The organism is Methylobacterium soli (assembly GCF_008806385.1).
Lineage (GTDB): Bacteria > Pseudomonadota > Alphaproteobacteria > Rhizobiales > Beijerinckiaceae > Methylobacterium > Methylobacterium soli.
Window position 1 is genome coordinate 126,315 of record NZ_VZZK01000008.1, and the last position, 12,411, is coordinate 138,725.

The window sequence follows — 12,411 nt, forward strand, 5'->3', positions numbered from 1 at the left end:
CTCAGCGCAGGATCCGCGACAGGCGGCACCACTCCGCCTTGTCGGCGGGGAGCCCGAAGCGCAGCCGGTCGGGCGCGGACTCGAAGCGGCGTACGTAGATCCCGGCCTCGCCGAGACGGCGGAACATGCTGATTCCGCACGGGAAATCGGCCGTCCGGAACAGCGCCGTGCCGCCGACCGGACGGCCCCCGGCGCGGCCGATCATGCGGTCGAGGCGCGCGGCGTCGGCCTGCCGGGCGGCGGCGGCGGCGCGGCGCCAGGACTCGTCCGAGAGGGCGGCGCGCCCGATCGCGAGGGCCGGGCCCGAGACCGCCCAGGGCCCGAGCGCCGCGGTGAGGCGGGCCGCGAAGGCGGGCTCCGCCAGGGCGAAGCCGAGGCGGATTCCCGCGAGCCCGTAGGTCTTTCCGAAGGAGCGCAGGACCACGAGCCCGGGGCGGAGCCGGGGCCCGAGGCTCTCGATCGGCTCGAGATCCGCGAAGGCCTCGTCCACCACGAGGAGGCCGCCGCGCGCCGAGAGCCGCTCCGCCACACGGAACAAATCATGCACGGAGTGCACGATTCCGTCCGGATTGTTCGGATTGACGACGACCACGACCTCTGCATCCTCGGCCTGCCGGAGATCCGGCACCGTCGCGACGGCGTGGCCGCCCCGGATCCAGGCCGCCGCATGCTCGGCATAGGTGGGCCCGACGACCGCCACTCGGGAAGGTTGCATCAGGCGCGGGATCGTCTCGATCAGGATCTGGGTGCCGGGCGCCGGCACGACGGCGTCGGGCGCGGGCCCGTAGGCCGCGGCGGCGGCGCGCCGCAGGGCCGCGAGGTCGGCCCCCGAGGGCAGGCGCCGGAACAGGCTGGCCTCGAGCGGCGGACAGGGATAGGGGACCGGATTGATCCCCGTCGACAGGTCGAGCCAGGGCTCCGGAGCCCCCGGGAACAGGCGCCGCGCCGCGTCGAGGTCGCCCCCATGGGCGATCGGCGCGGCAGCGCCCGCCCCGGCCGGGTCCGCCCGCAGCGATAACAGATGTCCTGGACCGCCCTCTTCCATCCGCCCGACACGCTCGCTGCCCTGGCCCTCGCCCTCGCGATCGAGGCGGCGGCCGGCTATCCGGACGCGCTCTACAGGGCGGTCGGGCACCCTGTCACCTGGATCGGGCGCGCGATCACCGCCCTCGAGGCCGGGCTGAACCGCGGCGGGCCGGCGCGGCGCCGGGCCGGCGGCGTGCTGGCGCTCCTGGTCCTGATCGTCGGCACCGGCGCGGTCGCGGCCGCGCTGACGCGGCTGGCGGCCGGCGCCGGCGCGGCGGGCGGCGTCCTCCTGGTCGCGCTCCTCTGCGCCAGCCTGCCGGCGCAACGCAGCCTGCACGACCACGTGGCGCGGGTTGCCCGCGACCTCCGGGCCGCGGGGCTGCCCGGGGGGCGCCGCGCCGTCGCGATGATCGTCGGGCGCGACCCCGAAACCCTCGACGAGGCGGGCATCTGCCGGGCCGCGATCGAGAGCCTCGCCGAGAACTTCTCGGACGGGATCGTCGCCCCCGCCTTCTGGATCGGGCTCGGCGGCCTGCCCGGGGGGGCCCTCTACAAGGCGATCAACACCGCCGACAGCATGATCGGCCACCGCACCCCGCGCCACGAGGCCTTCGGCTGGGCCGCGGCCCGCCTCGACGACCTCGTGAACCTGCCGGCCTCAAGGCTCTCGGCGGGGCTCATCGTCGCGGCGGCGGCGCTGCATCCGGGCGCCTCGGCGCGGGAGGCGCTCCGGGCGGTCCTGCGCGATGCCGGGCGCCACCGCTCGCCCAATGCCGGCTGGCCCGAGGCCGCGATGGCGGGCGCGCTCGGGCTGCGGCTCGCCGGTCCCCGGATCTATGGCGGCACGCGCGTGGCGGATGCCTGGATGGGCGACGGGCGGGCCGAGGCCGGCCCCGCCGACGTGGAGCGGGCGCTGGCGCTCTACCGCACCGCCTGCATCTGGCTCTTTGCCCTCGTGGTGGCCGGCGCGGGCGGGCTGCTGCTGGTGCGTGCCTGAGGCCGAGGCCGCGGGCGCTTGCTTCCTAAGCCGCGGGCACTTGCTTCCTAAGCCGCGGGCGCTCGTTTCTATGCCACGGGCGCTTGTTTCCTAAGCCGCGGGCGCTTGACCCGCCAGCGCCAGCAGCCGGTCGCAATCCACGTGCGCCTCGATGTGGCGGGCGAGGCCGTCGAGGGCGGCCTCGATGCCGGCCTCGTAGGAGGCGCCCGTCGCCGCGCTGCCGAGGCGTGCCAGCCAGGCGGCGCGCTGGCGGTCGTCGGCGAAGAGGCCGTGCACGTAGGTGCCGGCCACGAGCCCGTCGGCCGAGACCGCCCCGTCGGGGCGGCCGTCGGCAAAGCGCAGCAGCGGATGGGCGGCGTCGGGGCCGGCCGTGTCGCCCACATGCATCTCGTAGCCGGCAAAGGGCAGGCCGTCGGGCAGGCTGGTGCCCTGCACCGCCTCCAGGCGCTTCAGGGGCGTCATCACGGTCTCGACGTCGAGGAGGCCGAGGCCCGCCACCGTGCGGGGCGCGCCCTCGATCCCGTGCGGGTCGCTCAGGGTTTGGCCGAGCATCTGGTAGCCGCCGCAGAGGCCGAGCACCCGGCCGCCCCGGCGCCGATGCGCCCGGATGTCGATGTCCCAGCCCTGCGCCCGCAGGAAGTCGAGGTCGTCGATCGTGGTCTTGGAGCCGGGCAGCAGCACCAGGGCGGCGTCACCCGGGATCGGCGTGCCGGGATGGACCAACACCACCGAGAGCCCGGGCTCGGCGCGCAGGGGGTCGAGGTCGTCGAAATTGGCGATGCGGGGCAGGACCGGCACCGCGACGATGGTCGCGCCCCCGGCCGAGCCCTTGAGGCCGAGCACGTCCTCGGCCGGGAGCCGGGCCGCGTCGGGGAAATGCGGGATCAGGCCCAGCGCCTCCCAGCCGGTGCGCCCGGAAATCAGCGCCATCCCGTCGGCGAACAGGCTCGGATCGCCGCGGAAGCGGTTGACCAGGAAGCCGCGGATCATCGCCGCGTCCTCGTGATCGATCACCGCCTTGGTGCCCACGAGGCTCGCGATGACGCCGCCCCGGTCGATGTCGCCGACGAGCACGACGGGCGTGCCCGTGGCGCGGGCAAAGCCCATATTGGCGATGTCGCCGGCCCGCAGATTCACCTCGGAGGCCGAGCCCGCCCCCTCCACCAGCACGAGGTCGGCCTCGGCGCCGAGCCGCCGGAAGCTCTCGATCACGCTGGCCATCAGGCGGGGCTTCCAGGCCTGGTAGTCGCGCGCCTTCACGGTTGCGACCATGCGGCCCTGCACCACCACCTGCGATCCCGTCTCGCTCTGGGGCTTGAGCAGGACCGGGTTCATGTGCACCGAGGGCGCGACGCCCGCCGCCCGCGCCTGCAGCGCCTGCGCCCGCCCGATCTCGCCGCCATCCTGGGTCACGGCGGCGTTGTTCGACATGTTCTGCGGCTTGAACGGGCGCACCCGCAGGCCCCGGCGCGCGAAGGCGCGGGCGAGCCCGGCCACGATCAGCGACTTGCCGACGTCGGAGCCGGTGCCCTGGATCATCAGGGCGCGGGTCATCGCGCGCCTCCGCGCAGGGTCGCGGGCGCCGGATCGCGCCGGGCCGTCCGGAGGCCGCCCGCGCGGGCTCGGCCGCGCGGGCCCGCCTTTGAAAGCGGCCCGCTGGCGGGAGGCGCCGACGCCCGCATCAGAACTCGATCCCCTCCTGCGCCTTCACCCCGGCCGAGAAATGGTGCTTGACGTTGCCCATCTCGGTGACGAGGTCGGCGGCCTCGATCAGGGCCGGCTTGGCGTTGCGGCCGGTGACGACGACGTGGAGGCCGGGGCGGCGGGCCTGGAGCGCGCCCACCACCGCGTCGAGGTCGAGGTAATCGTAGCGCAGCGCGATGTTCAATTCGTCCAGGATGAGGAGGCCGATCGTCGGGTCGGCCATCAGCTCCAGGGCCTTGGCCCAGGCCTCGCGGCAGGCCGCGATGTCGCGGGCTTTGTCCTGCGTCTCCCAGGTGAAGCCCTCGCCCATCGTGTGCCAAGCGACGCGCTCCCCGAAGGCCGCGAGCGCGTGCTTCTCGCCCGTGTCCCAGGCGCCCTTGATGAATTGCACGATGCCGACGCGGCGGCCGCGCCCGAGCGCCCGCAGGGCGAGGCCGAGGGCCGCAGTGGTCTTGCCCTTGCCCGGGCCGGTATTGACGATGAGCAGGCCCTTCTCGATCGTCTTGGCGGCCACCTCGGCATCCTGCACGGCCTTGCGCTTCTCCATCTTCTCGCGATGGCGCGCGTCGTCGCTCGTCTCGGTGCTCACGGGGTTCCTCCGGGGGGTTTCACGACGAGGGGCAGGCCCGCCACCGTGAGGACGACGCGCTCGGCCCGCGCGGCGAGGCGCTGGTGCAGGCGCCCGGCCTCGTCGCGGAAGCGCCGCGCCAGGGCGTTCTCCGGGACGATGCCGAGGCCGACCTCGTTCGAGACCAGGATGACGGGCCCCGGCGCCGCCGCGCAGGCCTCGACGAGGGCCGCGCTCGCGGCCGGGACATCGGCCTCGGCCAGGATCAGGTTGGTGAGCCAGAGCGTGAGGCAATCGACGAGGACGGGGCCGGTCGACCCGGCCACGGCCTCCGCGAGCGCCATCGGCACGTCCCGGGTGATCCAGCCCTCGGGGCGGCGGGCCCGGTGCAGGGCGATGCGCGCCCGCATCTCGTCGTCCCAGGCCTGGGCGGTGGCGAGGTAGAGCCAGGGCCCCGGCTCGGCCTCGATCAGCGCCTCCGCGTAGGCGCTCTTGCCCGAGCGCGCGCCGCCGAGCACCAGGATCATCCGGGTTGGGGCCTGAAGCATCGGGCTCCTTTGCCCGAGCGGGGGGCGCGGGTCAAAGCGCGCCGGTTCGCGAATCCTTCGCGTTGTGCGCCGGCGCGCGACAGGGTAGAAGCCTGTTCGGACGGTGCCCCGCAGACGGGGTGAAAAGGGAATGCGGTGAGAGGTTCGCCTCGAGGCCGCGGCTGCCCCCGCAACTGTGAGTGGTTAGCTCCTGCCAGACGGCCACCGGCGCGAGCCGGGAAGGCGGCAGGCGCAGCGATCCGCGAGCCAGGAGACCTGCCGTCCCCCGCGCAATCCTCGAACGCCGCCGGCGGGGCGGCTGGAGAATGACGATGTCCACGACGGCTCAGACGCTCGGCACCCAGTCCCTCGGCACCACCGGCCTTCGCGCGAACGAGGGCCGTGCGGCTGTCGCGATCGCGGCGTTCCTCGGGCTCGGCCTCGTCTTCCTGGCGGGCTTCGCGCCGGCCTCGGCGCTGCACAACGCCGCGCACGATTTCCGGCACACCCAGAACTTTCCCTGCCACTGATCGCGCGACGCCTCAGCGCATCATGATCATCCGGCTTCTGTCGGCGGCCCTGGTCGCCGGCTTCCTCGCGGCCGTCGTCGCGACGGGCCTGCAGCTCGCCCTCACCTCGCCGCTGATCATCGCGGCCGAGCGCTACGAGACGCACGCCTCGCTCGACTTGCCGGCGTTCGACTTGCCTGAACTCGACTTGCCTGGTCTCGACTTGCCTGCGCGCGTCGCGCGGACGCGCGCCGAAGATCCGGCGAGCCCCCTGCCGATCGTGCTGGCGCATGCCCATTCGGGCCACGGGGCCGACCATGGGTCCGGCCAAGGGTCCGGGCAGGATTCCGGGCAAGGATCCGGGCAGGAATCCGGGAACGCGGCGCCCGCGTGGCAGCCCGGCCCCGGCCTGCCCCGCATGGCCTTCACGGGCCTCGCGACCCTGATCGGCGGCGTCGGCTACGCCCTCCTGCTCGGCGCGGTGATGCTCGCCTGCGGCCGGGTGCCGACGCCCGAGCGCGCCCTCGGCTTCGCGGTGGCGGGGTTCCTCGCCGTGGCGCTGGCGCCGGCGCTCGGCCTGCCCCCGGAACTGCCCGGCAGCGAGGCGGCGCCGCTCGCCGCCCGGCAGGCCTGGTGGCTGATGACCGCGGCCTCCACCGCCATGGGCCTCTACCTCATGGCGATCCGCCGGGTGCCGATCACCATCCTGGGCGGCCTCGTGCTCGTCGTGGCGCCCCACATCGCCGGCGCGCCCGAGGTGGCCGCGACGGCCTCGCCCCTGCCGGCGGGCCTCGCCGCGCAATTCGCCGCGCGCTCGCTCGCCATCGCGTTCGTGTTCTGGGCCACGATCGGCCTCGCCTTCGGCTGGGCTTGGGCCGCCTTCGGCCGCACCGCCCCGGCGGCGGCCCATGCCTAATCCCATGCCTGATCCCGTGCCTGATCCGCTCGCCATGCCGCCCGAGCCCGTGGTGCTTTATGTCTGCACCACCTGCCGGGCCGAGGGCGACGGCGCCGAGATCCGCGCGGGCGCCCGCCTGATGACGGCGCTCGCGGCGCGCCTCGGGGCGGCCCCGGTGCCGGGCCTGCGGATCGAGCCGGTGAAATGCCTCTCGGTCTGCAAGCGGCCCTGCACGGTGGCGGTCGCCTCGGCCGGGCGCTGGACCTACGTCTACGGCGATCTCGACGCGGAATCGTCCGCCGCGACCATCCTCGACGGGATCGGCCTCTATGCCGGAACCCCCGACGGGATCGTGCCCTGGCGGGCGCGGCCGGAGGCCTTCCGCAAGGGCGTCGTCGCCCGCATCCCCGCCTTCCCGCCGCGCGCGGCACCCGACCTGCCGGAGGCAGCCGAATGAGCATCGTGCAGAAGATCCCGTGCACCATCGTGACGGGCTTCCTCGGGGCCGGCAAGACGACGCTGGTGCGCCACGTGATGGAGCGGGCGGAAGGCCGGCGCCTCGCGATCCTGGTCAACGAGTTCGGGGATGTCGGCTTCGACGGCTCGTTCCTGGCCGCCTGCGGCATCGCGGGCTGCGGCGAGGACCAGATCGTCGAGCTGCCGAACGGCTGCATCTGCTGTACCGTGGCGGATGATTTCGTGCCGGCCCTGAACCAGCTCCTGGAGCGGGCCGAGCCGCCGGAGCACATCCTGATCGAGACCTCGGGCCTCGCCCTGCCCAAGCCCCTGGTCCAGGCCTTCCAATGGCCGGCGATCCGCTCGCGGGTGACCGTGGACGGCGTCGTGGCGGTCGTGGACGGCCCGGGCGTGGCCTCCGGCGCCTTCGCGGAGGACCCGGCGGCGCTGGCCGCCCAGCGCGAATCCGACCGCTCGGTCGATCACGACAACCCCCTCGAGGAGGTGTTCGAGGATCAGCTCCTCTGCGCCGACCTCGTGGTGCTCAACAAGGCCGACCTCCTCGACGGCGGGACCCTGGCCCGGGTCCGCGCCGAAATCGAGCGGCAATTGCCCCGCGCCGTGAAGGTGGTGGAGACCGCCCACGGGGCAATCGACCCGCGCGTGCTGCTCGGGCTCGGCGCCGCCGCCGAGGACGACCTCGACGCCCGCCCCTCGCATCACGGCGAGGGCGAGGACCACGACCACGACGATTTCGAGACGGTGGCGCTGGCGATCCGCCCGGCCGTGACGGCGGGCGACCTCGCGGCGCGCGTCGAGCGGGCGGCCGAGACGCCCGGCGTCCTGCGCATCAAGGGCTTCGCCGAGATCGAGGGCAAGCCGATGCGCCTCGTGGTCCAGGGGGTGGGCCGGCGCATCGCCCACCATTTCGACCGGCCCTGGAAGCCCGCCGAGCCCCGCGACGGCCGCCTCGTGGTGATCGGCCTCAGGGGCTTCGACCAGGGTGCCGTCGCGGCGGCGCTCGCGGGATGATATAGCGGGCCATGCATCTCCTGCGCGTCGACACCATCTCGCTCGACGAGGGCGAGGCGGCGGTCGATCTGGGGCAGGAGCCCGGCGACATCGTCTTCCTCTCGTTCACGGATTCGGACCTCCACGGGGTGGCGCGCGCGCATGCCGAGCGGCCCGGGCTGCCCTCGCTGCGGCTCGCCAAGCTCGCGCGCCTGCGCCACCCGATGTCGGTCGATCTCTACGTCGACGGCGTGATCGCCCGGGCCAGGGCGGTGGTGATCCGCTGCCTCGGCGGCCTCGATTACTGGCGCTACGGCATCGAGCGGGCCCATGCCGCCGCCCGCGCCCACGGGGTCGCACTCGCGGTGCTGCCCGGCGACGACCGGCCCGACCCGCGCCTCGACGCCCTCTCGACGCGCCCCGGCCTCGCCCCCGCCCTCGACGCCTATTTCCGGGCCGGGGGCCCGGACAACCTGCGCCGCATGCTCGGGCGGGTCGCGGCCGAGATCGGCCATCCGGGGCCGGTCGAGGCGCCGGCGCCCCTGCCGCGCGGCTTCCCCTGGTGCCCCGGCTGCGGGCCGGTGGCGCCCGAGACCGCGCAGGCGGCGGCCGGGCACGCGCCCCTCGCGCTGCTGCTGGTCTACCGCTCGGCCGTGCTGGCGGGGGACGGCGCGCCGGTCGCGGCGCTGGCCCAGGCCCTCCGGGCGCGGGGGCTCGCCCCGGTGATCCACGCGGTGTCGAGCCTCAAGGACCCGGAGGCGCTGGCCTCCCTGCGCGCCGCCCTGGCGATGCGCCGGCCCGACGTGATCGTGGCCGCGACCGCCTTCTCGGCCCGCGAGGACGGGGGCTTCGTGCTCGACGCCGCCGATTGTCCGGTCCTGCAGGCCTACACGGTCGGCGGTCCGCGCGCGGCCTGGGCCGCCTCTGCGCGGGGGCTCAACGCCGCCGACCTCGCCATGCAGGTCGCGCTCCCCGAATTCGACGGCCGCCTCGCGGGCTTCCCCATCGCCTTCAAGGTGGAGGCTCCGGAGGTCATGGGGTTCGCCGAGCGCCGCGCCGTGCCCGATCCCGGCGGCATCGCGGCCCTGGCCGACCGCGCCGCCGCCTGGGTCCGCCTCGCCCGCCGGCCCGCAGGCGAGCGCCGGGTCGCCCTGGTGCTCTCCGACTACCCGGCCCGGGGCGGCCGCGCCGGATTCGCGGTCGGCCTCGACACGCCGGAAAGCGCGCGGGCGATCCTCCTCGACCTCGCCGAGGCCGGTTACGCCGTCGGCGCGATCCCCGAGGCCGGCGCGCTGATGCGGGCGCTGACCGGGACCGGGCCGGGCCTCGCGGTGCCGCTGACCGATTACCGGCTCTGGCTCGACGGCCTGCCGGAGGCGGCCCGCGACACACTCCTGGCGCGCTGGGGGGCGCCCGAGGCCGACCCGGCTCTCCGCGAGGGGGCGTTCCGGTTTCCCGCAGCGATCGCGAGAGGCTCGGCCCTCGCGGTATTCCTGCAGCCGGATCGCGGCCGGAGCCTCGACCGCAAGGCGGGCTATCACGACCCCGACGAGCCGCCGACGCACGCCTATCTCGCCTTTTATCTCGGCTTGCGCGGCGGCTACGACGCGCTGATCCATCTCGGCACCCACGGCACCACCGAGTGGCTGCCCGGAAAGGCGGTCGCGCTCTCGCCCGATTGCTGGCCGGCCCGCGCCGTCGGGGCGCTGCCGGTGATCTACCCGTTCATCGTCGACGACCCGGGCGAGGCCGCGCCCCTGAAGCGGCGGCTCGGCGGCATCGCACTCGGCCACCTGACGCCGCGCACCGGCACGGCCGCCCTCTCCCCCGAGGCCGCGCGCCTGCGCGAGCTCGTCGAGGAATATTCCGCCGCGAGCGTGCTCGACCCGCGCCGCGCCGCCCTCATCGCCCGCGCGATCCTGGACGAGGCGGAGGCGGCGGGGCTCCTCGACGGGGCCGGCATCACCCCCGAGACCCCGATGGCCGACGCGCTCACGGCCCTCGACGCGCATCTCTGCGACCTCGGCGAGACCGTGTTCCGCGACGGGCTGCACGTCTTCGGCCGGGCGCCCGACGAGGCGCCGGACGCCGCGCGGGCCTGCGCGGAGGCCGAGCGCGCGGGCCTGCTCGCCGCGCTGGCGGGGCGCTTCGTGCCCCCCGGCCCCGCGGGCTCGCCCTCGCGCGGGCGCCAGGACGTGATGCCGACCGGGCGCAACCTCACCACCCTCGACCCGCGCGCGATCCCGACCCGGGCGGCGGCCCTTCTCGGCGCCAAGGCGGCCGGGGCGGTCGTCACCCGCTACCTGCAGGACGAGGGCGAGTATCCGGCCCGCATCGTCATGGATCTCTGGGCCTCCCCGACGCTGCGCACCGGCGGCGAGGACGTGGCCCACGCCCTCGCGCTGATGGGGGTGCGCCCGACCTGGGACCACGCCACCACGCGGGTCACCGGGTTCGAGGTGCTGCCGCTGGCGCTTCTCGACCGGCCGCGCATCGACGTGACCCTGCGGGTCTCCGGCGCCTTCCGGGACACCTTCCCGGACACGCTGGCGCTCCTCGACCGGGCGGCCCGCGCGGTCGCGGCCCGCGAGGAGGAGGATGCCGAGAACCCGCTCGCCGCCGCCCGCCGCCGGGGCGAGGCCGGGGCCCGGGTCTACGGCGCGGCGCCGGGCCGCTACGGCGCGGGGGCGGCCGAGACCGCCCTCGACGGGGCCTGGGCCGACCGGGCGGATCTCGGCCGGGCCTATCTGGCGGCCACCACCCACGCCTATGGGGGCGCGCAGGAGGGGGCGGATCCGGGATTCGCCGCGCGCGTCGCCGGGGCGGATGCCTACCTGCACGCCTTCGACGTGGCCGAGCGCGACCTCCTCGACGGGGACGCCGCCGTCGACGCCATGGGCGGGTTCTCGGCCGCCGCCGGGCTCACCGGCGCGGCGCCCGCCCTCTACAGCCTCGACGTCGCGAACCCGGAGGCCCCGAGGGCCCGCACCGCCCGCGAGGACGCGGCGCGCCTGATCCGGGGGCGCCTCGCCGATCCGCGCTGGATCGCCGCCCAGCTCCGCCACGGCTACCGGGGCGCGCAGGAGCTGGCGCAGGGCCTCGACGCGGTCTTCGTGCTCGCCGCCGCCACGGATGCGGTGAGCGATGCCGATCTCGACCGGCTCTACGGCGCCTGGATCGCCGACGCGGAGGTGTTCGAGGCGCTGCGCGCGGCCAATCCCGCCGCGACCCGCGCGATCCTCGAACGCTTCGACGAGGCCCGCGCGCGCGGCCTCTGGCGGACCCGCCGCAACGCCCGCGCGGCCGACGAGCTGATGCGGGAGGCCGCCGAGTGAGCGCGCCGCGCCGAATCGCGCCCGCGGCGCCCGCGCGCCGGGGCTGGTGCCCGGGCCTCGCCCGCCCGATGCCGACCGGCGACGGGCTGCTCGCCCGCATCCATCCCCCGGGCGGCGTGCTCAGCCCCGCGCAGGCCCGGGCCGTCGCCGACGCCGCCCGCCGCTTCGGCAACGGCCATGTCGACGTCACGGCCCGCGCCAACCTCCAGGTCCGCGGCGTCCGGGACGAGACGCGCGGCCCCCTCGCCGCCGCCCTCGAGGCCGCCGGCCTCGGCGATGCCCGCCGCGACGGCGGGCCGCAGCGCCTGACCCTGACCCATCCCCTCGCCGGGCTCGATCCGGACGAGGGCTTCGACGTCGCGGGCCTCGCCCGCGCCATCGAGGCGCGCGGCCTCGCGATCTCCGGGCTGCCGGCCAAGACCCTCGTGACGGTCGAGGGCCCGCGCCGGCGCCTCGGCGAGACCGGCGCGGATCTGCTCATCCGCGCGACCGGCCCCGGCGCGGCGGCCCTCGGCCTCGCGGCGGAGGACGGCACGCTCTGGCTCGGACCTGTCGCGGAACCCTGTCTCTCCGAGGCGGCAGCCGCCGCCCTCGCGGCCTTCGCGGCGACGGGCGGGCGGCGGATGCGCGACCTGAGCGAGGCCGAGCGGGCCGAGGTCGCGCGCCGCGCAGGGCCGCCGAACGTCCCCGCGCCCGCTCGGGAGAGGTTTGCTCGCGAAGCAGACCGGGTGCGCGGACAGGTCTCCCCGGAGCGATCGCCTCACGAAGCCGACCTCGCCCGCACGGGAGAGGCGTTGCGCGACGCCGGCCTGCCCGCCGGGCTGATCCCGCTGGCAAACGGGCGCGTCGCCCTCGTGGCGCAAGCCCCGTTCGGGCGCTGCGGCGCGGACGCGCTCGACCGGCTCGCCGCGATCGCGGACGGGCTCGGGACGGCGGAGATCCGCCTCGCGCCGACGCGCGGCTTCGTGCTCCTCGCCCCCGGCCGCGCCGCGGCCGAAGCCGCGCTCGGAGCGCTGAGAGCGCAGCGCTTCGTCACCGAACCCGACGACCCGCGCCGCGCGGTCGCGGCCTGTCCGGGCGCGCCGGCCTGCGCCTCCGGCTCGACGCCGACGCTCCTGGACGCCGCCCGCCTCGCCGAGGCCTTCCGGCCCTTCGCGGCGCGGGGGCTCACCGCCCATGTCTCGGGCTGCCCCAAGGGCTGCGCCCATCCGGGCGCGGCCGCCCTCACCCTCGTGGGCCTGCAGGGCCGCTACGGCGTCGTGCTCGGCGGGACGCCGGGCGACGAGCCGGCGATGCAACTCACTTTCGAGGCGGCGCTGGAGCGCGTAAGGAGGGCGGATTCCGCCCTTGGCCTCGATCACGCTTTCAGGACCTGAACCC

The 12,411-nt window shown here is 75.9% G+C and carries 11 protein-coding genes and 1 riboswitch; of the genes, 7 read left to right on the forward strand and 4 right to left on the reverse strand.

The window, feature by feature from the left end; all coding sequences use genetic code 11:
• Position 1: 1 nt before the first annotated feature.
• The gene (gene cobD / locus F6X53_RS09965) at positions 2–1,045 is read right to left on the reverse strand and encodes a threonine-phosphate decarboxylase CobD (RefSeq protein ID WP_150999870.1); all 1,044 of its coding nucleotides are present in this window, start codon (positions 1,043–1,045) and stop codon (positions 2–4) included.
• Here cobD and cbiB point away from each other — a divergent pair.
• Entirely contained in the window at positions 1,022–2,023 is a 1,002-nt protein-coding gene (cbiB, locus tag F6X53_RS09970) for an adenosylcobinamide-phosphate synthase CbiB (protein WP_150999871.1), read from the forward strand. The genes cobD and cbiB overlap by 24 nt on opposite strands.
• Positions 2,024–2,113: 90 nt before the next feature.
• On the opposite strand, the gene F6X53_RS09975 is transcribed toward cbiB, so the two are convergent.
• The 3 genes from F6X53_RS09975 to cobU form a co-directional block, all read right to left on the reverse strand.
• Entirely contained in the window at positions 2,114–3,577 is a 1,464-nt protein-coding gene (locus F6X53_RS09975) for a cobyric acid synthase (RefSeq protein WP_191970775.1), read from the reverse strand.
• A gap of 127 nt (positions 3,578–3,704) precedes the next feature.
• Positions 3,705–4,316: a cob(I)yrinic acid a,c-diamide adenosyltransferase gene (cobO, locus tag F6X53_RS09980; RefSeq protein ID WP_191970776.1), complete on the reverse strand. Its 612-nt coding sequence runs from the start codon at positions 4,314–4,316 to the stop codon at positions 3,705–3,707.
• Complete coding sequence (cobU, locus tag F6X53_RS09985; protein WP_191970777.1) at positions 4,313–4,843, reverse strand: bifunctional adenosylcobinamide kinase/adenosylcobinamide-phosphate guanylyltransferase; 531 nt, start codon at positions 4,841–4,843, stop codon at positions 4,313–4,315. The genes cobO and cobU overlap by 4 nt, the downstream gene beginning before the upstream one ends.
• 84 nt (positions 4,844–4,927) lie before the next feature.
• Positions 4,928–5,120: riboswitch (cobalamin riboswitch) on the forward strand.
• Positions 5,121–5,154: 34 nt separating this feature from the next.
• On the opposite strand from cobU, the gene F6X53_RS09990 reads away from it, so the two are divergent.
• The 6 genes from F6X53_RS09990 to cobG are packed head-to-tail and all read left to right on the forward strand — an operon-like array spanning position 5,155 to position 12,407.
• Entirely contained in the window at positions 5,155–5,352 is a 198-nt protein-coding gene (locus tag F6X53_RS09990) for a CbtB domain-containing protein (RefSeq protein WP_150999872.1), read from the forward strand.
• A 22-nt stretch (positions 5,353–5,374) separates the two neighbouring features.
• Positions 5,375–6,247: a CbtA family protein gene (locus F6X53_RS09995; protein ID WP_150999873.1), complete on the forward strand. Its 873-nt coding sequence runs from the start codon at positions 5,375–5,377 to the stop codon at positions 6,245–6,247.
• Between the two features lie 4 nt (positions 6,248–6,251).
• Complete coding sequence (locus F6X53_RS10000) at positions 6,252–6,686, forward strand: DUF1636 family protein (RefSeq protein ID WP_373875978.1); 435 nt, start codon at positions 6,252–6,254, stop codon at positions 6,684–6,686.
• Positions 6,683–7,717 (forward strand): cobalamin biosynthesis protein CobW, encoded by a 1,035-nt coding sequence (gene cobW / locus F6X53_RS10005; protein WP_150999874.1) that lies wholly within the window; start codon positions 6,683–6,685, stop codon positions 7,715–7,717. The genes F6X53_RS10000 and cobW overlap by 4 nt, the downstream gene beginning before the upstream one ends.
• Before the next feature lie 11 nt (positions 7,718–7,728).
• Positions 7,729–11,031, forward strand: coding sequence for a cobaltochelatase subunit CobN (gene cobN / locus F6X53_RS10010; RefSeq protein ID WP_150999875.1), 3,303 nt, complete (start codon positions 7,729–7,731; stop codon positions 11,029–11,031).
• Positions 11,028–12,407 carry a precorrin-3B synthase gene (gene cobG / locus F6X53_RS10015; protein ID WP_150999876.1) on the forward strand — a complete coding sequence of 460 codons (1,380 nt, stop codon included), beginning with the start codon at positions 11,028–11,030 and terminating at the stop codon, positions 12,405–12,407. The genes cobN and cobG overlap by 4 nt, the downstream gene beginning before the upstream one ends.
• Positions 12,408–12,411: the final 4 nt, after the last annotated feature.